Source organism: Streptomyces sp. NPDC006610 (assembly GCF_040611575.1).
GTDB lineage: Bacteria > Actinomycetota > Actinomycetes > Streptomycetales > Streptomycetaceae > Streptomyces.
Window position 1 is genome coordinate 1 of sequence record NZ_JBEXOP010000038.1, and the last position, 23,929, is coordinate 23,929.

Consider the following 23,929-nt stretch of genomic DNA (forward strand, 5'->3'; position numbering starts at 1 on the left):
CACAACCCCCAACCCCACACCCAACACCCAACACCACCAACAAACCGCACGCTTGGTATATTTACCAGACCCACCCCCACCACCACACCCAAGCCCCCTTCGCCGACGGCGGCCGCACCCCCCGCTGGCCCCGCACACCCGCCCCAACCGAGCCCCGGGACCTGCTCCTCCTCCCCCTCACGCTCAAGAGACACCACCTCGTCGCCAGAACAAGCGACAAGAGCCCGCAGTCCGCCATGAGGACCTGCCCCCGGCGCGGCCATCGACTAGTGGCCGGGACCGCTCAGACGGCACGTTGCATGCACACCAGCCGGTCCCGCTCATCCCATGACCGGGCGACAGTGAAACCGAGTCGTTCGTACAGGGCGATCGCCGGGGTGCGCCATTCCCATACCGAGAGCCGGACGATGTTCACGCCGCTCTCGGCGACATGAGCCAACGCAACGCCGAGCAAGGCGGACGCAACGCCCCGGCCACGGAACCCAGGGTCCGTCCAGAGTCTCTTGATCTCCGACTGTCCATCCGCCAGGAAGGTCACCACCACACATCCCACAGCAGCGTCCCCCTGGACAGCCACCAATACGACATCTCCGTCAAAGGCGGTCCCAGGATCGGCGATCTCTGCCCGGTAGCGATCCGGCAACCCGCCCACATCCGCTACCGGCTCCCCCTTCTCAGCCTCGGTCCGCAGATGGTAGGCCGCCAGCAAGGCGGACAGCCCTTCCCCCACCACACGAGACCCACCGGGCCAGCGGACAACGGCAACCTCAAGGCGATCAGTCATGCCCGCCAGCATCACACGGCACTCACCGCCCACCCCAGCCCACGAAAGCACTCCGACACAGCGTCTCAGTGGCACGGAACCGAAGGCCGTGCGGGCCCACGGCAGGTGCACGGCGAGACCTCGCACGACGAAGGCGACGCCCAGGCATAGCCACAAGGTGCGGTTGCGAAACTGGTGCCACCCCGGCAGGGAGCCATCGTCTGTGCATGCACTCAGCGCATTCAAGAGCTGGATGAGCACGAACGCGGTGAACGCCATCGTCAGGGCGGTGTCCGGGTCGACGTACGAGCGGGGCGGGGGCGAGCAGGCCCACAGTGTCCAGGACCATGACCGCGCCGGCCCGGTCGGCGGCGAAAAGCCGTCGGGCGCCCAGCATCCGCGCCCCCGGGTCGCGCAGTGGGTGGCGCATCACGTCATCGCGGGCGAAGTCCACGACCAGGGCCATCGCCGGTGACCCGTCGAGTTGGGCAGCCGTGAGCCGGGCCGACCATCCGGTCAGGGATGGCGCCTATGTTGGTGGCCGGCTGGAACCGGACGAACTTGACGATGTTGTCGTAGACGGCACGCCCTTCGCGGACGGCTCGCACGATCGTGAAGAAGTTGACGTCGGTCAGGACCAGGTCGTGCTTCCTTGGCCACGTCCGTGCCGGTAGTGCCCCACGTCCGTGCCGGTGGTGCCCACGGCCACGCCGATGTGAGCGGCCCGCAGCGCCGCCGCGTCGTCGACGCCGTCACCCGTCATGGCGACGATGTGACCCTGACTCAACAGGGCCCGGACGATCGCGACCTTGTGGGGTCACCCGGGCGAACACTCCGATGTCGTCGACGCACGCGCCGAGTTCGTCCTCGGTCATCCGGTCCAGCTCAGCGCCGGTCATGACTCCGCCGGAGATGTGGAGTTCCCGCGCGATGACCGCCGCGGTGGCGGCATGGTCACCGGTGAGCATCCTCACGGCGACCCCGGCCGTACGGCACAGCGCCATCGCATCCCGTGCCTGCGATCGAGGTGGATCGGCGATGCCGGCGATCGACACCAGTGTCAGTGCGGACAGCGCGGGCAGCTTGGGCGGTGGGTGCGGGCGGCGCTCCGTCCGCGAGGTCGGTCGCCGCCCGCAGGACGCGAAGTACGGTACCGGCAGGTTGCGACGTCACGGTGAGGACGCCGATGCGTGTTCGCCGTCGAGGCCCCGCACACCGTCCTCGGCGCGGACATCGGTGCACAGGCCCAGCAACACGTCGACGGCGCCCTTGACGTGGACGCGAGCGGCCGTCGGGTTCGGTGTGGAAGATGGCCAGGTACGTGGTGTTCGCGTCGAAGGGCAGCTCGCCCACGCGCGGGCGCGTACAGATCGAGCAGACGGGCCCGAGCCGCGTGCGAGCGGCGAGCGGCGAGCGGCGAGCGGCGAGCGGCGAGCGGCCACGGTGCCACCCGGACGCGGACGCCGCGCCCCGCCGACCCACGCCGGACGGAATCAACCCGCAGGAGCCAGACGCACAGGCAGAGCGCGGTAGGAATTCACCAGGAAACTCTCCATGGGCCGCAGCTCCTCCGGCGCACACGCCAGCCGCATCCTCGGGAAACGCGTAAACAGCGCCGCGAACGCCTCCACCGCCTCCACCTCCGCCAGCGGAGCCCCCAGGCAGCGGTGCACCCCATGCCCGAAACCCAGACCGTCCCGATCCGTGCGCAGTACGTCGAACCGGTCGGCATCGGGACCATAACGCTCCGGATCCAGCCCCCCGGCCGCGAAGTTCACCAGTATCGCCTCCCCCTTGCGTATCAGCACCCCGTCCAGATCGATGTCCTCCACGGCGAACCGCATCGGTGAATACGCACCCGGCGTATGCACCCTCATCGTCTCCGCGCACACGTCCTGCCAGGACGCCCGGCCCGCCCGCACGTGCTCGAGCTGCTCCGGAAAACGCAACAGCGCCCCCACCGCATTCGTGATCAGCGCAGCCGTCGTGTCCTGACCTCCCGCAATCATCAAGAACAACGTCCCCAGCAACTCCTCCTCGCTGAGACGGTCCTCCTCATCCCTCGCCTGGATCAACGACGACGTCAGATCATCACCCGGCTCGGCCCGCTTGTCCCGCACCAACTGCGCCAGCAGAGCGAACGCCTCCTGCCGCGCCGCCTCAATCTCCCGCCCGGGCACGGCCGTCGCGAACACCCGGTGCAAGGCCGCGCACAACGCATCCGTCGCCTCCCCCTGCGCCACCCCGAACAACTCACAGATCACCCGCATCGGCAGCACTTCCGCGAACCCCGCCCGTACATCCACCACCTCCCCCGAGTCCGCCAGCCCTTCAACCAGCTCCCCCGCGATCCGCCGCACCCGCGGCCGCAACGCCTCCGCCCGCCGCACCGTGAACGCTCCGGCCACCAGCCGCCGCAACCGCCGATGGCTCTCCCCGTAAGCGAACAACATGTTCTCGTTCGCCACCCAGGGATAAAGCGGCCACTCCTCCGTCACCCGCCCCTCGATGAACTCCGGCCAGTGCAACCGCGCATCCTTCGACACCCGCCAATCCGTCAACAACCGCTCCACATACCTCTGACCCACCACGGCCCACGCCGCCACGCCCCCCGGCAACATCACCCGCACCGCCGGCCCTCCCGACCGCAGCAGCCCCATCTCCCCCGGCAGATCACTCCCCAAGACATCCAGCACATACGGACACGACGACCCACTCGCGCCCGACATCGCGACCCCGGCCATCCCCGACGCCCCGTCCATCCCCGACACCTCGGCCACCCCCGATGCCCCATCCATCCCCGACACCATTCCTCCCACGTCACCAACCGACGAACACAACACACGACCCCCACCACACACCCAACCCCCCACCCCGCCCCGCCACTACCCACCCCCACCCCCACCCAACCCAACCCGGCATGCGACGCCCCCTGCGCCCCTCCACAGCCACAACAATCACCGCGGGCCTCAACAGCCCAGGCATCGGCTGCGCAGGAGTCAAGCGACCTGCGGGACCGAACTCCCCGAGGCCGTCGCGAAGATCGCCAACTGCGACGCAGAGGGCTGCTGCGGCGTGCTTGACCACAACCTGCCGCTCAATCAAGCAGGTTGATAGGTTCGGTTCCACTTGAGCGTTCACGGCTGAGGGAGTGGAACGTGACCGGTGCGGCCAACCTGCGTCAAACGCTGCGGGACATCGAGGTCTTCGCGGGCGACCTTCCCGGGTTCGACCCGTCGATCGCGCCGGACACGCCGGTCGAGTTGTTCACCGAGTGGTTGCTCGCGGCGTTGAGCGCCGGGGTGCGGGAGCCGCATGCCATGACGCTGGCCACGGCGGACGTCGGCGGTGATCCGACAGCTCGCGTGCTGATCCTCAAGGACGTGAGCCCCGAGGGCTGGCAGTTCGCCACGGACGCGAACAGCCGCAAGGGCCGCGATCTTGCTGCCCGCCCTTATGCGGCGCTGACCTTCTACTGGGCACCGCTCGCCCGTCAGGTCCGGGTGCGCGGACCGGTGGTGCGGGAGAGCCCCGAACTGTGCGCTGCGGACTTCCTCGCCCGCAGCGTGGGGGCACGGGCCGAAGCTCTTCTCGGACGGCAGTCCCAGCCACTCGCGGACCTGGCCGAGAGGGATGCGCTAGTGGGGGCATCGATCGCGCGGATCGAGAGCGAGCCGGATCTCGTGGCCCCAGGCTGGACGCTGTACTCGGTGCGCCCGGAGTCGGTGGAGTTCTGGCAGGGCGACAAGCAGCGCCGACACACCCGCCTCGTCTACCAGTCCTCACCCATCGGGTGGACCAAGCAGATGCTGTGGCCCTGATTCCCCCGGCCCACGAGTACCGACAATTGCTCCATCGAACGATGAACACGCTCCCGGCGTCCCTTCGTCCCGTCGCGCCCAGATCTCAGGGCGAGATGGTCGAAGCGGTTGTTCCCGCAGAATGGAAGGTGCGTTACGGGATACATCGTGGATCTGCGGGCAATCCATCACCGGCTGACATCCCGTTGAGGGCTGCAGCCTAGTAACCGCCCCGGCATACGGATCGGATCTCCTGCAGAAGGGTCGGGTAGTCCTCTCCATACGCCGTCACACCCGCATACACCGCGTCCAGGGCCGCCCGCAGGGGATCAGCCCCGGCCGCGGCGAGCAGCGCGGGCAGAGCCATGTGGGGCTGGGACATCCGCAGGGACGGATCCGGCCGGCCTAGCGTGACCCGCATCGCGGACCCCCTACCCTTCCCTGTCTTCGGTGCCGACGGCTCGGGAGGACTCGACAACTGGGCCATGAAGGCCGCAGGACCCTCGAGACGCGGGCCGGAGGCGGGTTTGTGCATCGGTGCGTGCGCGTCGTCACGGGCGGGCGACTGAAAGGGTGGCCGCTCGGGTGGGACGGCCCGGCCGACCGTCCTGTCGGGCGCTTCGGGGTCGGAGTCCAGGGCCCGCCAGGCCCGGGCCGGGTCGTCGAGGGGCGGCGGCAGCGGGAGGCCCTCGGCGAGTGCGTTGAGCCCTGCGGCGATCCAGTACAGCTGGGCGAGACCGGCGGCCTCGCAGGCGCGGCGCGCCGCCAGCAGGGCCAGGGCCCTCTGGACTTCGGGGCCGGCCGCGTCGATGGCATGGACGAGGGACGGGTCGAAGGCGACCAGGCCGCGCACGTTGCCGCCGACGTCGCGCAAGGCCCGGCTCGGCAACCGACCGCCCCACCGCCACCGCTCATACGCCAGCAGGCGTTCCGTCTCGGCTCGTTCGTGCGCGAGACGTGCCTGACGTTCGGCTTCGGCGCGTTCGGCTCGTGTCGGAGGGGGCGGTTGCCGACGGGCGTAGTCGTGCCAGTACGCGGCGATGGCGGAGGTCTGCTTCAGGACGCGATCCGCTGCCGGCGGTGCGGGCCAGAACTGCAGGAGATAGCAGTCCAGCTGGGGCTCCTCATCCAGTCGCGTGTCCTTGCGGCGTGCCTCGTCCATGCCCCTGGCGCAATAGCGCACCCGGTAGTCGACCTCCTCCAGGCCGAGTTCCCAGGAGGCCTCCCCTGCCCACTGCACGAGCGCGTTCCTGGCCGACGCGGGGCGGAAGGACACCTCCACGACGTCCTCCCACGCCGGATCCACAGGCGGGGCCTGTTCGTGCACTTCGACGGTGAAGCCGACCCTGCCCGTGTGCAGGCCGGTGTGCAGCCAGAGCGTGCCGGGGAGTGCCGCCCCGCACAGCCCGGCGCTCTGCCCGGCGAACGCTTCCGCGAGGCCGGGGCCGTAGCTGTCCGGATCACTCTCGACGTAGATCTGGCCGTAGTGAACATGGACCTCGCCCGTGACCGGCCTGCGCACCGCTACCCCCCGTTTTCGCCATGAAGGTCTGTGTCCGGCAGCCTAGGGCGCGGCACTGACAGCGCCTCCCCCCACCGTCCTGCCGGAGCCGTTGCGGTCAAGTCCGTCTCAAGTCACGCCAGACGCGGCTGTGATGTCCAGGTCGTCGTGCCGCTGTGCGGACGAGGCTGACGCGCAGTTCGGCGGTGAGCGGCTCGCGCGGTACGGCTGCTCTGTGGGCGAGAATCTGCTCATGATTGCTGAAACGCAGGGAATCCGCATCCGGCATCGCGGGCATGAACCGCAGGTCCATCCCACCGCCTACGTCGCCCCGACGGCCACGTTGGTCGGTGATGTCCGCGTGGGGCCGAGAGCCAGGGTGATGTACGGCGCCGTGCTCGATGCCGAGGGATCCCGGATCGAGGTCGGGGAGGCGACCGTGATCTGCGAGAACGCGGTGCTGCGCGGGTCCGCGGTCGCCGGTGACCAGCCGGTGCTCGTCGGCGACCACGTGTTCGTGGGACCTCATGCCACGCTGCTGGGCTGTGAGGTCGACAGGTGCGTGTATGTGGCGACCACGGCGACGGTCCTGCAACGCGCACGGCTGGGGGCCGGCTCGGTCGTCGCCGTCGGCGCGCTCGTCCATGCGCGCACCGTTGTGCCGGACGAGTACTTCGTGCCGCCGCACACCGTGGCGCTCGACGAGCCGGTGCGTCTGCTGGCCCCTGGCGATCCGGGTCTGGCCGAGGCCGTCGGCCGGGTGGGTTTCGCCAAGGTGGCGTTCGGTGTCGACGCGGAATGGACCGACCGGGTCAGCCGGTACGAGCGCATCGCGGAAGTGCGCGTCGCCGAGTTCGGCGCGCACACGGACGACGAGGTCGTGAATCCCGGCTGACGTCGCCTCGGCGACTCGTGTGCCGTCCGAGGTGACGCTCCGTCCGGACGCGCGGTCGATGCCTTTCCCAGCCGGTCCGGCTTGGTCGATCAGCGCAGTCCGGCGAAGAGATCGTCTTCGGGGGTAGCCGCGCCGGTGGTGTCCTTGACACGCACGAAGGTCTCCATGCCCATCAATTCGCCGAACCTCTCCTTGCCCATCTTGAGGAAGAAGATGTTCTCGCCCTGACTGGCGTGCGCGGCCAACGCGTCGAACTTCTGACCGCTGAACCCGGTCGTGTCCACCCACGTGGTGATGTCCTCGTCGGGGAGTCCGATCTCGGCCATCGCGGCGGCCTCGGCCGAATCCGGCTCCGGCATGTCCTCATGAAACTCGCGCATGATCTCGCCGAACCGCTGCATCATCGAGCGGGGCATCGTGGTCCAGTACACCTTCGGTGTCAGCGCCGTCATCTCCAGCGCCGCCATCGTGATGCGGTGCGCCTGAATGTGGTCGGGGTGACCGTAGAAGCCGTTCTCGTCATAGGTGACGACCACATCAGGTCGGTAGTGCCGCATGAGCTCCGCGAGTCTGGCCGCGCCTTCCCGCACGGGAGTCTGCCAGAAGGATCCAGGGGCGTCGTTGCTCGGCCAGCCCATCATTCCGGAGTCGGCATAGTCCAGCGTCTCCAGATCGCTGACCTTCAGGACGTCACAGCTCGCTTCGAGTTCCTGACGGCGCATCAAGGCGACGGCCGCCGGGTCGTGCCCGGGATCACCCGGCTTGACACCTCCCGGACCGTCACCGCAACCGCCGTCGGTGCACGTCACGAGAACCGTGCGGATGCCTTCCGCCGCATACCGCGCGAGCACCCCTCCGGTTCCGGTCGCCTCGTCGTCGGGGTGGGCGTGTACTGCCATGAGCGTCAAAGGCCGGCCAGTCATGAAACAGTCCTCCTGCAGACATATGTCTTGGTCCGAGTGCACGACGGGCGTGCTGCGGTCTTGCGGCCCGGCTCCTGGTACGGCAAACGACCCTGTGGCCACCGTGTCCAGTCCCGTGCGGGCCGGTCCCTCGGTCACTGCAACTCTCCCAGTTGGCCCGTCTGTTCCCGGTGCGCTCGATTCCTGGGGCGGTCACCACCGGCACCTGGGACCGGTCGGCCCCGTACCCCGACACCGACCCGAAAGGCGACGCGCACACCGGCCGCGCCGACTTCGCGCAGGGCGTCACCGTCACCGAGTTGTCGGCGGCCAGCAGCCGGGTGACCCGCAGCGGCAGCATGGCGGCCCGGCGTAGGCCCTTGTCGCGGCCAGGCCGTTGGGAGCAGGTACGGGAAGAGGTGCCGCATGTGACTGCGGGCGTGGCGGAACCACCCGGCCTCGGAGATGAAGCCGAGCGTCGTCTGCAGCATTGCCCGCGTGACGAGTTCGGCATCGGTGAGCTGCGGGGCGAGCCGACGGCCGGAGGCCATGGCATGCGGCCGGCACGCCGCGGCCCGGGAGAGGGCGGGCCCGGGCGTCACTCGGATGACTTGTCCCGGGCGACGTGCGGCGCACACCTTCGGAGACTGGAACCGGCCGACACCGACAGAAGGAGCATCCATGACCACCGCCGCCGACATCATGCACCCCGGGGCCCAGTGGGTACCGGCGACCGAGACCCTGGACCGGGTGGCCCAGCTCATGCGAGAGCTCAACGTGGGCGCCATGCCGGTCAGCGATCCCACCGACACGAACGAGCGGATGTGCGGGATCATCACCGACCGCGACATCGTGGTCGGCTGTATCGCTGCAGGACACGACCCAGCGCAGACCACCGCCGGAGACCTGTGCAAGGGCACCCCACGCTGGATCAGCGCCGACGCCGGCGTGGAGGACGTGCTCAGGGAGATGGAGAACAACCAGATCCGCCGCCTGCCGGTCATCGACGAGAACAAGCGCCTCGTCGGCATGATCAGCGAGTCAGATCTGGCCCATCACCTGAGCGACGATCAACTCGCACAGTTCGTGGAACGCGTGTACGCCTGAGCGAGCCGGGCCGCAACCCGGCCGGGACCGGTGGACAGGCCCAGAGGCCCACGGACGGGCGGGCCGACAACGGCCAGGTGAACCGCTCCGGGATCGGTGGAGGCTCTATGCGTTGGCTCCAGCCCACCCGTGCGCGAGCGGACCGCGCTCCAGCTCCCGTTCCAAGCGTTCTGTCTGGGCCGGCCCCAGCCGTCGGACGGCCCGGCGCCCCTTCGACAGCAGCCCAACCTCACCCCGCTCGCGCCACGACCTGCGACAGCGCTCCACCGACCGCTCCGACACCCGTGAAATGGGTTGCGGCGGGAACCGTGAGTCCGGCGAGGATACGTCCATGGACGGTCCAACAGACGATGTGAACCAGGCTATCGCGTGCGAGTTGCAGCTCATGGATCCACGTGTCCGAGCCTCGCGGGAACGCGCCGCGCAGCTTCTCGACCCGGAGTTCGTGGAGGTCGGCGGGTCGGGGCGGCGATGGACGTATGAGGAGATGCTCGCCGAACTGGCCGACCATGTGGGCAGTTCGGCGGATGGTCCTCGCTACGAGCCCTCGGAGATCTCGGGAGTGCTGCTCGCACCGGGTCTGGTTCACCTGACCTTCGAGACCATGCTCGGCGAACGCAGGAGCAGGCACAGTTCGATCTGGCGCAAGAGGGATCAGATCGCAGGCTGGCGGATGTATTACCACCAGGCCACACGCGTGCCGCCCGGAGTGGACTGAAACCCCGGCATCTTGCCGACGAGCGAAATAGGACCCCATGGTGGCACCGTCACCGTCAAGGAGCTCGAACCAGGCGTTCCCCACCACGGCAGGACGACTGCCGTGGTGGGGAACGCTCCTCAGTAGGCCACCTTGTGGGAGGCAACCCACAAGGTGCACTCGGCGCGCTCCTTCCTCATCCGGCAGGGGCATGAACAGCCCGGGCCTGTGCCTGTGCAGGAGCCGGGCGCGGTGGCGGGGACTATCCCCGTGCACCGGATCCTGGTGCGGCGGTGTCGTGCGTGATGGCCCTGAGGTGGTCCACCGACTCGATTCTCTCGATCAGGTCCGTGTCGGCCACGGAGCGTCTGGTGAGCGGCGGGATGTAGAGCGTGAGCCCCTGGTGCAGCTGGTCGTGATGCTGCTCCATGGCACCCAGCGTGAACCTGACGACGGAGGCTTCGAACAGCGGGTGCGGGCTGCTGTAGACTGCGGCGACCTCGTGCTCCGGCGGGTAGAAGCGGAGCAGGTAGTCCTTGATGCGGAAGAACCGCTCGGGGCTGTTGGGCGCGCTGGAGTACAGGACCGACTCCACCGCCCCTACCTGCCACAGCATGCAGGGCACGTCGGTTTGCAGCGGGCGCTGGCGGACCAGCAGGTCCGTGGCCTCGTACATCTGAAGACCGTCGATGGCCGGATCGAAGTCCAGATCGATGATCATCGTGTCCAGCGCGGAGACGGCGGGGAGAACCCTGACGTTCAGTCCCAGGTACGGTGCGGCGTCGAGGATCTGACGGGTCGGATACACGTAGACCAGCGGGTGGCCGTAGGTTGCGAACGTCACCGGAGGATGATCGAGTGCCGCCTCGAGCACCATGGCGCTCATGGTGTCGTACGCGTTGAGCCGGTTCTCGTCCTCCTTGTAACTGACCGGGTGAAGGTCGGTGACCCGGTCGCAGAGGCTGCGCAGGAAGGTCATGCCCGCGGGCAGGGTGGGAACGGCCAGGATCTCCTGTGACCGCCGACAGGCGGATTCCGTCTCCCTGGTGATGTGTTCGATGCCTTTGATGCCCAGCCCGACGATGTAGACGTCAGGCTCCCTGCGGTCCGTGCGCGAAGTCATGTCGGTTCCCCTGCGTGCCGTCATCGGAAAAGAAGCAGCAGTTGCTTGAGCTGTTCGAAGCGGTCCCCCGGCGACTCGGTGATCCGGCGGCCCAGACGCTCGATCTCCGCCCTGCGTGCGTGATCGGAGGGAGCCAGCGCCACGATGTCGTGGTTGATCAGGGCGAACCTGATGGTGACGTGCAGGAAGCCGGGGAAGAGCGCTTCCACCCGGGAGAGGTCCCGCGAGAGCAGAACCTCGCGTTCCTCGCCGGTCAGGTCGTAGTCCTTCAGGGCATGGTCAGGGTCCGACTCGACGTCGGCCCGGAACTGTTCGTCCAGGAGCGCCCGGTCAAGGACCTCCTTCATGACCGTACGGGACATACGTCTCTCCTCGGCTCGGACAGGCGCCGGATGTTCCGGTCGGCAGAAGGCCGGGTCCTGTCGTCTCATCCTTGGCACGCCGCGGGCGGGTGCGCCTGCCCGACGCCGCCGAACAGGGAGGCACCGGGGCGGACCTGTACGCCGTATGGGTTCGTCGGGCCGCCGATCCTGCACGTCGTGCCGGGCCGGGAGCGCAGGCCCGGCTACCTTGCCGTTCGTGATCCCCTCCTCTTGCCGCGTGAACGTGTGCCAGAACTGCGGGCGTCGCGGCGCGCCCGGGCTCGCGGGATGACATCGGTTCGCCCGTCCGACGTCGTGCACGGGTCGGCGCACGGCGACATCGAGCTGCTGGCGGATCGTGCACGGAGCGCGGTCGTCGTCGTGCCGCCCGAGCGTCCGCCCTGGCTGGCGGAGCTGGACGCGGCCGTGACCGAGCGGCGGCTGGTCATTGCCCGCACCACCCTGGACTCGGTCGACCTGGACGGCTTCACGCGTTGGACGCGTGAAGCCCTCGCCCAGGCGCCCCCCGCCCTCACCGGGCCGCTCCTGGACGACATGACCGAAATCCTGAGGCGGGTCATGGGCGCGGCGCGCGGGAACCGGGTGATGGTGCGTGTGTTCACCGAGGCTCCGACGTGCCGGTGCGGCTTCCACGTGGACACCGTGCCGCCCCAGGCGCCCACCGTGGGCGCCGTCCGGGTCTACAACGGCCCGACGACGCAGTACGTGCACGGCGACGACGTGCGGGGGACGGCCGAGTTCTACGCCTACCTGGCCCGCAGGGAGCGCCTGTCCCGGATGGTCGCCGACGCCCGACGAGGGGAGCGGACGCGGCAGGCGGCGCTCGACGAACTCCGGGCCATGGACGCGGATCCGTCGTTCCTGCGTCCGGGGGCGGTGATCCGCCAGGTGCCCTCGGACGCCACCGTCTACTTCCGGCACATCGACGTCCGGCGCCACTGGTCGCCGCATCCGGTCCGGGACGCGTGGATCCACCGCTCCCCGATGCGCGGCGGGCAGCGGCTGGTCCTCAACGTGTCCCCGGCCGACCCGCGTGCGGTTCGCCCCGGTCGGCGGTGAGCAGGACGTGCGTGAGATCGGGCAGGGAGGCGTCGAGTCCCCGCAGCAGAGCGTGCACCCGCGCGCCGGCTCGCGCCGGCCCGTGGTGAGCGGTGAACCAGGCCCGAGGCCGGTGACTCCGGCCCAGCACGTCCTCGACCACTGTCACCACGTCGTCCTCGCCGTCGAAGAAGGCGCCGGTGAACGGGTTCACGTAGTGCCATCCGCCGAGGACCGCCCGGTTGACCACGACGGGGACACCGAGGCACAACGCCTCCGCGAGCACCCGGGGCGAGGGGTCCAGCACGGCCGGTACGAACAGACAGCGCGCAGCGCCGAGCACCGCGAGGAGCAACGGCCAGGGCAGGGGACCGATCAGGCGTACGCCCGGGACCGTCTGGGCCGTGGACGGCGCGTCGACGACCAGGACCCGCAGCCCCGTCTCCCGGGCCAGGCGGCGAAGGCAACGCGCGGCCAGCGGCCAGTTCTTGGCCTCCTGCTTCCAGGGGTCCCGCCCCGAGACGTGCACCACGTCCGCCCGCAGGTCCCGCGGCAGGGCAGCCGTCACCCGGCGCGGGTCCACTCGCAGCGGGTCCGTGAAGTCGGACTCGCTGACCAGGCGACGAGGCCCGTCACCAGGCAGGAAACGATCCGGGTCCCGGAAGCAGTGCAGCCACGCCTCGCACAACAGACCGTAGTCGCGTTCGTCGCGGAACCCCTCCCCGGGAAAGCCCAGATAGCTGGTGACGCCCGCGAACCGGCAGCCCTCCCGCACCAGGTCACCCAGCCGCACATGATGCGCCCGGGTGACCACCGGGGCCCGGACCAGCACCCAGGGCAGCACGCCCCCGCGGGGAGTGGTCACCCGTAGGAACGGGGTGTCCGCTACGGGATCCGTCCGTCGTCCGTCAGCCAAAACGGCACCTTCACTCAGCACAACGGCACCAGCAGGAGAGCCATGACCCAGCCCATCAGACGCGACTTCTTCTCGGATCTCAACGGCGGCACGCGGATCGAGATCTTCGACGAACTCAGCGACACCGCCAAAGCCGCCCTGCACGTGTTCTTCCGCCGCATGGGAGCGCCCCACCTCATGGACGAGGTCGTGGTGCCCCTCTTCTGCGACGGCGACTCGCAGATCTTCGCCGCCGTCCGCGACAGGCCGTGGCCGCCGTGGGGACTGGGAGCCCGCAATATCGTCGCCGTCCTCCAGACCCACCTCGTGGCGGACGGCTGCTGGGGACTGAGCCCGGTACAGGTGGCCGACGAAGACCTGACGAACGTGGGCCTGATCGCGGCCCTCTACAAGGAGGCCCTCGAGGCCCTGTCGGTCGACCCCACCGCGGAGGTGCACTACCTCCTCGGCGAGGACTCCCGGCTGGCCGACCTCGTACTGCGCCGTGTCGGCTTCGAATGCACCGAGGACGTCTTCCTCACCGAGGCCGCCCGCTACCTCACCTACCGCGCCCCGGTCGGCGAACTGCTGACCAGCCTCGGCCTGGCCGACCTGGACACCATCGACGTCCTCGCGGGCGCCCTCGACGACACGGCGTTCGAAACCAACGCCGCGTTCCACAGCACCGTCTACCTCGCCTCGCGGGCCGAGTGGGTCGTGGACCGGGTCTCGATCCCCTCCGAGATCGCCCGTCTGGTCCGCGGCGGCCACTACAGCAAACCGGCCGGCGTCCCCACCGGCACCGGACGCTTCGAGAGGGGCACGATCGCCGAGGTGGCTCAGGGCGTCAGGGAGTTCCTCACCGAAGCGGAACACAGCGACCTGCTGGCGTACGCGCTGCGCAGGAAGGACGACTTCACGCCCGCCGCCATCCAGCCGCGCGGCACGAACACCGCGGTGGTCGACGAGCGGGTCCGCAGCACGCTGATCCTCGACGACCTCGCGCACTTCGAGCGGCTGTTCACCGAACGCATCAAGGAGCACCTCGAAACCGTCCGCGCCCGTCTGAACCATCCCGCCTTCCCGCTGGGCCGCATCGAACTGCAGCTGGCGGCCAACGGCGACCGAGACTTCTTCGGCATGCACCGCGACAGCGACGACGGCGACACGCGAGAGCTCACCTTCGTCTACTTCTTCTCGCCCGAGCCCCGCCGGTTCTCCGGCGGGGAGCTGCGCATCTTCGAGACGGTCACCGAGAACGGGCAGATCGTGCCCACCGACCGCAGCCAGACGATCGTGCCCCGAGCCAACCTGGCGGTGTTCTTCCCCAGCCGCCACGACCACGAAGTCCTCCCGGTCCGGGTGCCGAGCAAGGCCTTCCCCGACAGCCGATTCAGCGTCACCGGATGGATCCACCGGCAGTGAGCGACCCCCGGCCCCCGACACCAGGAGCGCCCGAGCACGCCGACGTGGCCTGGACCGTCTGCGTCCACGCCGCGTTGGCACCCGCACGCGCCCGGCAGGCGGCGCGCCTGGTGCATCACGCCCCCTTTCCCACGGCGCCGCACCTGCTCGCCCGTGCGGTGACACCCGACGCCCACGGCCTGCGCGTGCGCTACCTCTTCGCGACAGCGGCGGCCGCCGCGGCCTTCGACGCGGGCACCGACACCGCGCTCAGCCCGTTCGGTTCCCCCCGCACGGGACGCGTCCGCGCGGTCCCGGCGGCCGATCTCACCGCGCCCGTCCTCATCATCGCGCCGCCCCGCTCGGGCAGCACCGCCCTGTTCGACGCCCTGGCCCGCCATCCCGGCCTGTGCACGACAGGCAGCGAGAGCGAAGGCGTGATCGAGGGGGTGCCGCAACTCCATCCCGCTGCCCGCCACTACGCCTCCCACGCGCTGGGCGCCGAAGACGCCGACCAGCACGGGGCAACCGTGCGGGCGGGGTTCATGGCCGGCCTGCGGGACACCACCGCACCGCACCGGCCCGCTCCGCCAGCCGCCCGCCTCCCCAGCCCGAGGCTGCTGGAGAAGACACCGGAGAACACCCTGCGCCTGCCGTTCCTGCTCCGGCTGTTCCCGGACGCCACGGTCATCCACCTGCATCGCGACGCCCGCGACACCGTGGCCAGCATGGTGCGAGCCTGGACCCATCCCGCGTTCGTCAACATCCCGGACCTGCCCGGCTGGCCCCGCCGCGCATGGCATCTGCTCCTGCCACCGGGCTGGCAGGCATGGCGAGACGACGACCTGTCACGCGTCGCGGTCCGGCAGTGGGGCGCCGCCGTGGAGGCGGCCCATCACGCCCGGGCGCTGCTGCCGCCGGAGCGCTGGCTGGACGTCGACTACGCCGAACTGTGCGCCGCCCCCGCCAGGACGATCCGCCGACTGGAGGCGGCGCTCGGGCTGCCCCCCGCCCGCCACGCCTGGGACCTGCCGCTGTCCGCCAGCACCATCAGCCCGCCGCGCCCCGGCAAGTGGCGCCGTACTCCCGGCTTCGACCCGGCAGCGCTCGACGCCGTCCAGCAGATCCGGCACCCACCCGAGAACGGACGCGCCCCCATGCCCCCTCCCCAGCTCCCGCCCCGCCGCCCGCCCGCCTACGCCTGCTGGCTGAGCGAAGCCCTCCCGAACGACACCGGCCAAGAAGCCCTCCCGAACGACACCGGCCAAGCTGGAGGCGCTTCCCCGTCCGAGCACGAGTGCGACACTGCCCGGGTCGACCCGACAGCCGTGCTCCAGACGGGCGTCACCATCCCGCTGGGCCTCGCCCGCCGCGCCCGGTTCAGAGACCGGTTCCTGCCCGGCTGCCCGATCCTGTGGACGCAGGACGCCCGCACCGGCGCCCTGACACCGTTCTGGGTCCGCCCGGAGGACCTGTGGCTGCTGCGCGACCTCGAACCCGGGCAGCCCCTCCCGGCCGCCTTCCCCGACCGGCTCAGGACCGCCATGACAGCGGCCGGGGCGCTGGGCCCGGCCGGTCACCGCGCCCGAACGCGGGCAGCGGCCGACTCCACCCTGTCCCGAGCCGCCGAGGACTTCGCGCACACGGACATGTGCCGCATCGGCCGGGCCATCCACCCCGCGCACCGCACCACGCTCCTCGACTACTACGAGCGGCTCATCTCCACCGGCGCCCGGCCGCTGGGCGACGCCCAGGTGCGCGGACGCTACGGATGGCACAACGAATCACTCTCCCGTTTCTTCCACCACCAGTTCCGCGACCTCGTCAGCCGGCTTGCCGGACGGCCCGTACGGCCGTCCTACTCCTACGTCTCCGCCTACCGGGGCGGTGCCGTCCTCGACCGGCACACCGACCGCGAACAGTGCGAGTACACCGTCTCGCTGCTGCTCGGGGAGTCGGGTCCCGGCATCGACGGAGGCTGGCCCCTGTTGCTGGACACCCCGCAGGGCCGCGTCTCGGTCATCCAGCAGCCCGGTGAGGCGGTGCTGTTCAGAGGAACCCGGGTACCGCACTGGCGTCCACCACTGCCCGACGGCAGCACCCACACCTCACTGCTCTTCCACTACGTCCCCGCGGAGTTCCGCGGAACCCTGTACTGACGGCTACTGGACGTCCAGGAACCCGATGTGACGGGCCTCGGCCTCGCGGACACCGGGAGCGATGCGCTCCCACCGCCTGACTGCACGCCGGCCGACCGGTTCGGCGACGGCCGGGGCACGCGTGAAGCCGGCCGGGGGCGGCCCCTGCCCGAACATCGCCGCACAGGCGTCCGCCGTCATGAGCATGTCCCACACCAGATGAATCCGCTCACCCGCCCCACCGTTCTCCGCGGCGTGCACACAGCCGTGGTTGACCAGGTAGACCGCCCCCGCCGCCAGGTGGTGCACCTCACCGTCGAGGACCACCACCGCCGCAGGATGCGTCACGAGCGGCAGATGGAAGCGGGCCCGCACACCCACCTGGCCGTCCCGCGAACGCACCACGCTGTGCTCCTCGTGCGGGGCCAGCGCGGCCCCTTGCCCCAGCACGTTGACCCGGAAGTTCACCAGGTGGGGAAGCGAACCGATCAAGGAAGCCAGCACCGGCAGCCGCTCCCCGTGATGGAAGCGTTTGCCGAAACAGGACAGATCATGGTCGCGGGAGAAGTCGTCGGCCCGCCCCGAGGCGTTGAGCAGACTGAACTGCTCGACCCGCCCCGTGGGCCCTGCCCACCGGGTCACATGCCCGACCGCCCCGGCACGAGACGGGCGCTGCCCGGCACGAAGACGAGCCACCTCTCTCAACAGGCCCGCGACCGTGGCCGCGTCCGCGGTCATCAGCCGCATGCACCGGATACCGGGGCGGTGGTAGTTGGCGTCCCGGATGCCTTCCAGGACACGGCGCAATCCGTGGTCGTTCACCGGAACGGACATCTCTCCAGGAGCAGATCGAGGTCGGGCAGCTCGACGGGCAGGGTCGCGAAATCCGCGAGACGGGCCGGAACCAGCCCCGCACCGAAACGGCCCACGGGGCATGGCGGTGGGACGGGCACACCGACGGAGAGGAAGTAGTCGTGGAACTTGCTGTCATCCCCCGCGGGAAGCGGCCCGTAGGTGATCCACACGGCCGGGATGCCGTACGCATGGCTCAGGATGATGCCGTGCAGACTGGACGAAGCGACCAGAGAGGCTCCCGACAGCCGGTCGACGACGTCCTCCACCGGCTGCTGCACATCGACGAACCGCCAGCCGTCCGGAACTCCCGCCAGAGCGCGTGCCTTGTCCGAGAAGTGCGGCACCAGCGCGACAGGCCCGCCCCGCGAACCCCCCGCACAGGGAAGGAAACGCGGCACGAGCAGGGCGGGATCACCGTACACGGGCGGGCAGACGGCACCCGAGCGCAGCGCGGCCTCACGCGTGAGCGGCCCGCGGACGCCGATCAGCTCCGCCCGCGGATCGACCACCTCACCGGCGTCCATCACACCGGCTCCCCACACGAGGGCACCCGGTCCCGCCAGGCTGATGACGCTCCCCGTGACGAAATGCTTGCGCCCCGGCCAACCCGGTGCGACCCAGCGCGCGGGGACGCCGCAGATCCGCCGGATCAGCCAAGGAGTGAGCCGGTCACCGACATTGCCCTGGCTGGGCGCCCGGCACCAGAAGGCGGGTACGGCCTCGACCACACGGGCGACCTTAACCGCCGTACGACGCTGCTGATCCGCACCTACCACCGGGATGTCGCCTGGTTGCACTACGCGCTGACCGCCATCCGGACGTGGTGCCGGGGCTTCACCGAAGTCGTTGTCGTCACCCCGCGCACCGGATCATCCGCCGTACGCCGCGCCGTGAGCGGCGACGTCCGCCTCGAAGTCTGCCCGGACTACCGCGACGACTACCTGGGACAGCAGGTCACCAAACTGTACGCGGACGACTTCACCGCGTCGGAATTCATCTGCCACGTCGACTCGGACGTCATCTTCACCCGCCCCGTCACCCCGGCGGCCCTGTTCGCCGACGGCCGCCCCTGGATCGCCCGCCGCCCGGTCAGCGACCTCGGCCGTCACCGGCCCTGGCTCGCTCCCACCGAGACCTTCCTCGGCCAGCCCGTCACCCACGACTTCATGCAGCAGCCCCCGTTCACGTACCCGCGCTGGATCTACCCCGAACTGCGGGCCCTGTGCGTCGAACGCCACGGCCTGCCCCTCGACCGCTACGTCATGGGACAGCGCCCCCGGGGCTTCTCCGAGTTCAACGTCCTGGGCGCCCACGCCCACACCGCCCACCCCGCCTCGTTCACCTGGTACGAGGCGACCAGCGGCCAGGCGCCCCGACTGTGCCGCTGGTACTGGAGCAGAGCGGGCATCGATGCCGACCTGCGCAGGGAACTGGACCGGACGGTCCACCGGGGCTGACGCCAGCCAGGCAGGGAGCACGGCGAGGCAGACGTCCGTCGGCGAAGACTCACCGAGCAGGCCGCCACCACCGCCGTCGACCAGGCATGCCGCATGCTCCGGCTGCCCACCGTCCGCTCCCGGATCCCCGACCTCGCCGTCCAGATACTGCTTCGGCTTCGGTGGTGCGGTCGTCGGGGAAGGCTTCACGGTGGTACCCGTCGATGCCATCGGATGGGTAGAGCAGGCTGAGCGCGGCCGGCGTGATGACGGCCTGTTTGGCCGGCGCGGTCGTGTGCCGGAGGACGGCGCGCTACCCCTGCTGGGCAAGGTTCCGGCCGTGGCCGGACTCGTCGGTCGGGCCCGGCGCCGACCCGACGCCCTCCTGGCCGACTGCGGCTACGACCATGACACGTACCGGCGTCCGCGGTGGCGGCGCGGCATCCACCCGGTCATCGCCGAGCGAGGACAGAGTGCCGGCATCGCGCTCGCCGTCGCCCGGTGGTCCATCCGCGCAGCCACTGGCCGGACGACGGGTGATGGCGGCGTCGCGCCCGGACGGGGCCGCGTCCGATCACTGGAGAATGCCGATCACTTCACGGATGTGCCCCAGCATGGAGTAGCGGTACTCCGCTCCGCGGCAGACCTGGAGCATGGATCGATCGACGAGATCGGAGACGAGGTCGAACAGATGCGGGAAGTCGTCGGCGACGGCCTCCCGGTCCGGGCGACCGAGGAGATCCCTGACCGTGAAGGCTTCGAGGAACGCCGACAGCCAGTGCAGAAGGCGGCGCTGCTCCTCCCCGAGCATCCCGTAGCTCCAGGTGACGCTCTCGACGAGGGTTCGCTGATGGGGAAGGCCGGCAACGCTCGGTTGGGCGACGATCTGGCGAACCGGTGCCTCGAGTAATGTGTCGATCGATAACGAGCGCAGCCGCAGCGCCGCCACCTCCAGCGCGAACGGCAGTCCGTCCAGCTTGCGGCAGATCTCCGTGACAGCGGACCCGCGGCCGGTCAGGTCCAGGTCCGGGCATGCGGCCTGCGCGCGGTGGAGGAACAGCCGCTCGGCATCGACCGGGGACAGCGGTCGAACCTCCACGGTCTTGACCCCGGCTGCGGCCACGGCATGTCGAGAAGTGATCAAGATCCATAAATCAGGAAACTCCGCCAGTAGCCGCTGGCACGCCCGGACCGCAGGCGTCTGCAGATGCTCGATGTTGTCGATGACCACCAGCCGCCGCATCGCTTCGGAATCGTCGCCCGGCGATCCCTCGCTCAGCAGAGCCTCGCAGACCGCGCGCCAGATAGCCGTCTCGTCGTGGTCCTCGGACTTCTCTCCGAGGTCGACGACCGATACGCCTCCTGCGAACTGACTTCGTGAACGGTCCGCGACGGCGAAAGCCAACTTCGTCTTGCCGACTCCCCCAGGCCCGACCAAGGTGGTCCACCGGTCTCGATGCAGACTTTCGCACATGCGGGAGATGTCGTTCTTCCGCCCAACCAACGAGTCGTGATCGTCTCCGGCGCGCACGCCGTTCGACGCCGACACCCCTGCCGACCGACCGGGCAGGGCTACAGATATCTCTATCCCGTTCCTATCGGTGAAATCCCGAAGCACATACTCCGCCTCAAAGCGACCCGCCGCCTGGAAAGCCGCCACCACGAGCGACAGCGACGAATTCCGGGGCGACTGCACCGCACCGGTCTCGATGTTCCTGACAGTTCGTACACTCACTCCCGAGCGATCAGCAAGTTCCTCCTGGGACCAACCCGCATCCATACGTTGCCGGGCAAGCAGTCCCCCGAGGGTATTGCCATGTCCCATCATTCAGACCTTCGGCCCCAAATCCTGAGATCGAGCACACACCAACTCGCGCAGCAATCCATCCAGCATCGAGAATCAGAAGTACTCACAGGCCCCCGGCGCGCCACCCTCAATGAAGTGATGACGAACAACCGTGCTACCAAGGCTTCCCGTCTGCAACCCAGGCGTCAACCCTTGGCCGAACCTTGATCGCTGGGCATTAGCAAAGTTTGGCGCCAGCCCGCCACCCCCTCGACACTCTCCTGTCAGGGATGACTTCATTCCGTAATCAACAACCGGGGATCCCCGTGTGATGTTGATCACATGAGAGATCATATGGCGTGTAGGGGTCTCAAGATGCTTGACGGTTCGGCCACGGGCGCTGCTTGACGACCGTCCGGTCGACCTCCGCCACGGCCGCGCCTGCGGCGCCGGCGCGTCTGCCCTTGGCCCGGCCCGGCGGGCGTCCCGCTGGACCACGAGCCGACCGGCGGCGTGTGCAGCCGCGACGTACGCGCCGAATGAAGGCGGGGCGGACGGCTGGCCGGCGCGGGCCATCACGACTTCCCGCCGACCAGCGCGCAGAAGGCGGAGGTGAATTCCCTGATCACCCTCGGGTTGTCGGAGAACACCGCGTCGAACCCGGCGGACAGAAGGCGCTCGACATCCTGTCGTCCTCGGCCGGAGGTACTGAGCTCGCCGCCGATGACGACAGCCATCCCGACTGGCGCGCCCGGCGCCCGCAGATGCTCGATGGCTGCCAACGCGTCCTCCGTCCCGTGACCGTTGACGGTCCCGAGGACAAGCACGTCAGGACGGAGCCGTGAGCACGCCTCCGCGAGAACCGGCGCGGGAACGCACGGACCGGCATTGCGGACGTGATGCCACGATTCCTCGAGCAGGAGCTGGAGGAAGACCAGCCGCCTCAGCGGCGATTCGTTCCCCATACAGCTCGATGATGTCCGGTGCCGGATTGCGTGGACCAGACACGAACACGGCAACTGACAGGCAAGTTCTACGCGGCGCGGGCGGGCCTTCGGCCTTCCGGCCAGCCGAGTTGCCGCCCGAGTTGCCTGGTGCCGCCCGGCCGGGGCGAGCATGATCGTGAACCACGCGACTCAGGTGAGGAGGCGAGGCAGTCGGATGGACAACAACCGCGAATTCGACCTCGTCGTCTTCACGGAGGATGTCGGATCAGGATCCTCGCGATGAATCACTGAACCTCGACGCGCTCAGAGGGCTGCTCAGCGTTGCCGGAGCCGGCCCACAGCGCGGGAAGTGGTAACGGGGAGTGGTAACGATGACTTCTGATTATGCTTCTGACCTGTCCGGAAATCTCTGGTCTCCGCGTGGAATCCGTACTCTGATCCAGGAGCGGGTGGCTGCCCACCCGGACGCCTTGGCGGTCTGTGACACCGCGGGCGCGGCGCTCAGCTATGCCGAACTCTGGGAGCGGTCCGGGTGGCTCGCCGCCGAGCTGGCCGGCCGCGGGATCGGTGCCGGCGACCGCGTCGCGCTGGCCCTGGGGCGCTCGGTCGATTTCGTGGTCGCGGTGCTCGGCGTGATCCGTGCCGGGGCCGCCTACATCCCGCTGGACCCGATGGCCCCGCCCGAGCGGGTGGACGGCATCCTGGCGGACGCCGAACCCGCCGTGATCCTGGCCGCGCCGAATCCGTTGCCCGCTCTGCCGCCGACACGGACACGCGTTGTCACCGGGCTGCCCGACCGGGACCCGGGCACCCCGCTCCCGGATCCCGCCTCCGATGCGGAATCCGTCTTCTACATCGGCTTCACCTCGGGCTCGACGGGCCGGCCGAAGGGCGTCATGATTCCGCACCGTGCCGTCGAGCGCTTTGCCACCGCACCCACCTACGTACGCTTACAACCGGGCCTGCGGGTCGCGTGCCTGGGAAACCCGGCGTTCGACATCATCCTTTTCGAGGTCTGGACCACACTGGCCGGCGGCGGAACCGTGGTGATCCTGCCGGACGCCGTCGACGTCCCGATCGCGGACTGGGCCGCCGTGCTGGCCGGGGAGCGGATCGACATGCTGTTCCTGACCACGGCGCTGCTGGAGATGATCGTCCTGGAGAATCCCGGCGCCTTCGCCTCGGTGCGGACGGTGCTTTTCGGCGGCGACGTCGTAGACCCGGGCGCACTGCGTGCGATCTGCGCGGCCGAACCGCCGCGCGAGCTCGTACACGTCTACGGCCCGACTGAGACGGCCACCTTCGCCAGTTCGCACGTGTGCCGAGGCGAGGAGCTGCGCGACGCTCGTCGGGTCCCGATCGGCAAGGCGGTCCAGTCGACGACGCTGTCGCTGCGCGACGCGGACCTGCGACCGGTGCCGTCCGGCGAGGTCGGCGAGATCTGCATCGGCGGGCCCCAGGTCGCACTGGGCTACCTCGGCCTGCCCGGGCCGACGGCGGAGCGCTTCGTCGTCCTGCCGGACGGCGAGAGGATCTACCGGACCGGTGACCTGGGTCGGCTGCTCCCGGACGGCACCTTCGACTTCGTGGGCCGCGTGGACCGCCAGGTCAAGGTGCGCGGCTTCCGGGTGGAACTGGGCGAGGTCGAGGCGGCCGCGCTGCGCACCGGTCTCGTGACAGCCGTGGTGGTGGAGCGGGTGGGCGAGGGACCGGAGGCGCACCTGGTGGGCTTCGCGGCCCCCACCGCCGAGGCCGATCCCACCGATCCGGTCGCCGGTCTCATCAAGGCTTTGCGTCAGGCCCTGCCCGAGTACATGGTCCCCCACCGGTGGCAGCTTTTCCCCACGCTTCCGATCAACTCCAACGGGAAGGTGGACCGGACCGGGCTGCTGGCCGGCCTGGCGGAGTCCGCGACCGCGGCCGACGTCGCGAACGGCGCGAGCGGCAGCGCCGCCCCGGTCGACGCGGACGCCGACGTCGCGACAGACTCCGTCGAGCCGGAATCAGAACTCTGCGCCCTCCTGTGCGAGGTCGTGGCCAGTGTGCTCCACCTCCCGCAGGTGAGGCCCGAGGACAACTTCCTCGACCTCGGCGGCACCTCCATCCTGGCGCTGCAGGCGGCGAGTCGGCTGCGCAAGGCGCTGAAGTCCGACGTCCTGTTGAACCCCGCGGAGATTCTTTTCGCGGACAGTCTCAGAGACCTGAGCCGAAGCCTCCTCGACCCGACCGACGCCGTACGGTGAGGGGCGAGTTCGGGCC

Annotated in this window: 23 protein-coding genes and 4 pseudogenes; 12 read left to right on the forward strand and 15 right to left on the reverse strand. The window is 69.7% G+C overall.

The window, feature by feature from the left end; genetic code table 11:
* Positions 1-283 precede the first annotated feature (283 nt).
* Together ABZY13_RS26040 and ABZY13_RS26045 are read right to left on the reverse strand one after the other, a co-directional pair.
* The gene (locus ABZY13_RS26040; protein WP_356634917.1) at positions 284-784 is read right to left on the reverse strand and encodes a GNAT family N-acetyltransferase; all 501 of its coding nucleotides are present in this window, start codon (positions 782-784) and stop codon (positions 284-286) included.
* A gap of 123 nt (positions 785-907) precedes the next feature.
* A pseudogene (locus ABZY13_RS26045) lies at positions 908-1,042 on the reverse strand (hypothetical protein); the annotation flags it as partial.
* Between ABZY13_RS26045 and ABZY13_RS26050 the strand changes: the two are divergent.
* Positions 1,017-1,238: a hypothetical protein gene (locus ABZY13_RS26050; RefSeq protein WP_356634809.1), complete on the forward strand. Its 222-nt coding sequence runs from the start codon at positions 1,017-1,019 to the stop codon at positions 1,236-1,238. The pseudogene ABZY13_RS26045 and the gene ABZY13_RS26050 overlap by 26 nt on opposite strands.
* A 156-nt stretch (positions 1,239-1,394) precedes the next feature.
* Here ABZY13_RS26050 and ABZY13_RS26055 read toward each other — a convergent pair whose 3' ends face one another.
* From ABZY13_RS26055 to ABZY13_RS26065, 3 genes are all read right to left on the reverse strand, one after another.
* Positions 1,395-1,526 carry a hypothetical protein gene (locus tag ABZY13_RS26055; protein WP_356634811.1) on the reverse strand — a complete coding sequence of 44 codons (132 nt, stop codon included), beginning with the start codon at positions 1,524-1,526 and terminating at the stop codon, positions 1,395-1,397.
* Positions 1,516-1,818, reverse strand: coding sequence for a hypothetical protein (locus ABZY13_RS26060; RefSeq protein ID WP_356634813.1), 303 nt, complete (start codon positions 1,816-1,818; stop codon positions 1,516-1,518). The genes ABZY13_RS26055 and ABZY13_RS26060 overlap by 11 nt, the downstream gene beginning before the upstream one ends.
* 438 nt (positions 1,819-2,256) lie before the next feature.
* Positions 2,257-3,543: a cytochrome P450 gene (locus tag ABZY13_RS26065; protein WP_356634815.1), complete on the reverse strand. Its 1,287-nt coding sequence runs from the start codon at positions 3,541-3,543 to the stop codon at positions 2,257-2,259.
* Between the two features lie 378 nt (positions 3,544-3,921).
* On the opposite strand from ABZY13_RS26065, the gene ABZY13_RS26070 reads away from it, so the two are divergent.
* Positions 3,922-4,584, forward strand: coding sequence for a pyridoxal 5'-phosphate synthase (locus ABZY13_RS26070; protein ID WP_356634817.1), 663 nt, complete (start codon positions 3,922-3,924; stop codon positions 4,582-4,584).
* 199 nt (positions 4,585-4,783) lie between these two features.
* Here the strand turns inward: ABZY13_RS26070 and ABZY13_RS26075 are convergent, their stop codons facing one another.
* Positions 4,784-6,085, reverse strand: a complete 1,302-nt coding sequence (locus ABZY13_RS26075; protein ID WP_356634819.1) for a hypothetical protein — start codon at positions 6,083-6,085, stop codon at positions 4,784-4,786.
* Between the two features lie 214 nt (positions 6,086-6,299).
* Between ABZY13_RS26075 and ABZY13_RS26080 the strand changes: the two genes are divergently transcribed.
* Positions 6,300-6,959, forward strand: coding sequence for an acyltransferase (locus tag ABZY13_RS26080; RefSeq protein WP_356634821.1), 660 nt, complete (start codon positions 6,300-6,302; stop codon positions 6,957-6,959).
* Between the two features lie 89 nt (positions 6,960-7,048).
* Here the strand turns inward: ABZY13_RS26080 and ABZY13_RS26085 are convergent, their stop codons facing one another.
* Positions 7,049-7,882 (reverse strand): PIG-L family deacetylase, encoded by an 834-nt coding sequence (locus ABZY13_RS26085; protein WP_356634823.1) that lies wholly within the window; start codon positions 7,880-7,882, stop codon positions 7,049-7,051.
* A gap of 660 nt (positions 7,883-8,542) precedes the next feature.
* Here ABZY13_RS26085 and ABZY13_RS26090 point away from each other — a divergent pair.
* Both ABZY13_RS26090 and ABZY13_RS26095 read left to right on the forward strand, forming a co-directional pair.
* A complete protein-coding gene (locus tag ABZY13_RS26090) occupies positions 8,543-8,968 on the forward strand; it encodes a CBS domain-containing protein (protein WP_356634825.1) in 426 nt (141 codons plus the stop codon).
* Between the two features lie 331 nt (positions 8,969-9,299).
* Positions 9,300-9,686: a nuclear transport factor 2 family protein gene (locus ABZY13_RS26095; protein ID WP_356634827.1), complete on the forward strand. Its 387-nt coding sequence runs from the start codon at positions 9,300-9,302 to the stop codon at positions 9,684-9,686.
* 241 nt (positions 9,687-9,927) lie between these two features.
* Here ABZY13_RS26095 and ABZY13_RS26100 read toward each other — a convergent pair whose 3' ends face one another.
* Both ABZY13_RS26100 and ABZY13_RS26105 read right to left on the reverse strand, forming a co-directional pair.
* Positions 9,928-10,788 (reverse strand): SAM-dependent methyltransferase, encoded by an 861-nt coding sequence (locus ABZY13_RS26100; protein WP_356634829.1) that lies wholly within the window; start codon positions 10,786-10,788, stop codon positions 9,928-9,930.
* A 20-nt stretch (positions 10,789-10,808) separates the two neighbouring features.
* Positions 10,809-11,150, reverse strand: a complete 342-nt coding sequence (locus ABZY13_RS26105) for an Os1348 family NHLP clan protein (protein WP_356634831.1) — start codon at positions 11,148-11,150, stop codon at positions 10,809-10,811.
* A gap of 288 nt (positions 11,151-11,438) precedes the next feature.
* Here ABZY13_RS26105 and ABZY13_RS26110 point away from each other — a divergent pair, with 288 nt between their 5' ends.
* Positions 11,439-12,230, forward strand: coding sequence for a hypothetical protein (locus ABZY13_RS26110; protein ID WP_356634833.1), 792 nt, complete (start codon positions 11,439-11,441; stop codon positions 12,228-12,230).
* On the opposite strand, the gene ABZY13_RS26115 is transcribed toward ABZY13_RS26110, so the two are convergent.
* Positions 12,181-13,074, reverse strand: a complete 894-nt coding sequence (locus ABZY13_RS26115) for a hypothetical protein (protein ID WP_356634835.1) — start codon at positions 13,072-13,074, stop codon at positions 12,181-12,183. The genes ABZY13_RS26110 and ABZY13_RS26115 overlap by 50 nt on opposite strands.
* Before the next feature lie 93 nt (positions 13,075-13,167).
* Between ABZY13_RS26115 and ABZY13_RS26120 the strand changes: the two genes are divergently transcribed.
* Both ABZY13_RS26120 and ABZY13_RS26125 read left to right on the forward strand, forming a co-directional pair.
* Positions 13,168-14,529, forward strand: coding sequence for a 2OG-Fe(II) oxygenase (locus ABZY13_RS26120; RefSeq protein ID WP_356634837.1), 1,362 nt, complete (start codon positions 13,168-13,170; stop codon positions 14,527-14,529).
* Complete coding sequence (locus ABZY13_RS26125; protein ID WP_356634839.1) at positions 14,511-16,667, forward strand: sulfotransferase; 2,157 nt, start codon at positions 14,511-14,513, stop codon at positions 16,665-16,667. Before ABZY13_RS26120 ends, ABZY13_RS26125 begins: the two co-directional genes overlap by 19 nt.
* A 3-nt stretch (positions 16,668-16,670) precedes the next feature.
* Here ABZY13_RS26125 and ABZY13_RS26130 read toward each other — a convergent pair whose 3' ends face one another.
* Positions 16,671-17,480: an aspartyl/asparaginyl beta-hydroxylase domain-containing protein gene (locus tag ABZY13_RS26130; RefSeq protein ID WP_356634841.1), complete on the reverse strand. Its 810-nt coding sequence runs from the start codon at positions 17,478-17,480 to the stop codon at positions 16,671-16,673.
* Positions 17,465-18,229, reverse strand: coding sequence for a polysaccharide pyruvyl transferase family protein (locus ABZY13_RS26135; protein ID WP_356634843.1), 765 nt, complete (start codon positions 18,227-18,229; stop codon positions 17,465-17,467). The genes ABZY13_RS26130 and ABZY13_RS26135 overlap by 16 nt, the downstream gene beginning before the upstream one ends.
* A 162-nt stretch (positions 18,230-18,391) precedes the next feature.
* On the opposite strand from ABZY13_RS26135, the gene ABZY13_RS26140 reads away from it, so the two are divergent.
* Positions 18,392-18,958, forward strand: a complete 567-nt coding sequence (locus tag ABZY13_RS26140) for a DUF6492 family protein (RefSeq protein ID WP_356634845.1) — start codon at positions 18,392-18,394, stop codon at positions 18,956-18,958.
* Positions 18,959-18,994: 36 nt separating this feature from the next.
* Positions 18,995-19,096 (forward strand): annotated as a pseudogene (locus ABZY13_RS26145) (AAA family ATPase); the annotation flags it as partial.
* Between the two features lie 10 nt (positions 19,097-19,106).
* Here the strand turns inward: ABZY13_RS26145 and ABZY13_RS26150 are convergent.
* A pseudogene (locus tag ABZY13_RS26150) lies at positions 19,107-19,223 on the reverse strand (5-methyltetrahydropteroyltriglutamate--homocysteine methyltransferase); the annotation flags it as partial.
* Positions 19,224-19,250: 27 nt separating this feature from the next.
* On the opposite strand from ABZY13_RS26150, the pseudogene ABZY13_RS26155 reads away from it, so the two are divergent.
* Positions 19,251-19,406, forward strand: a pseudogene (locus ABZY13_RS26155) (IS5/IS1182 family transposase); the annotation flags it as partial.
* A 105-nt stretch (positions 19,407-19,511) separates the two neighbouring features.
* Here the strand turns inward: ABZY13_RS26155 and ABZY13_RS26160 are convergent.
* Positions 19,512-20,765 carry a helix-turn-helix domain-containing protein gene (locus tag ABZY13_RS26160; RefSeq protein ID WP_356634847.1) on the reverse strand — a complete coding sequence of 418 codons (1,254 nt, stop codon included), beginning with the start codon at positions 20,763-20,765 and terminating at the stop codon, positions 19,512-19,514.
* A 533-nt stretch (positions 20,766-21,298) separates the two neighbouring features.
* Positions 21,299-21,688 (reverse strand): methylaspartate mutase, encoded by a 390-nt coding sequence (locus ABZY13_RS26165; protein WP_356634849.1) that lies wholly within the window; start codon positions 21,686-21,688, stop codon positions 21,299-21,301.
* A gap of 431 nt (positions 21,689-22,119) precedes the next feature.
* Here ABZY13_RS26165 and ABZY13_RS26170 point away from each other — a divergent pair, with 431 nt between their 5' ends.
* Positions 22,120-23,913, forward strand: coding sequence for a non-ribosomal peptide synthetase (locus tag ABZY13_RS26170; protein WP_356634851.1), 1,794 nt, complete (start codon positions 22,120-22,122; stop codon positions 23,911-23,913).
* Positions 23,914-23,929 lie beyond the last annotated feature (16 nt).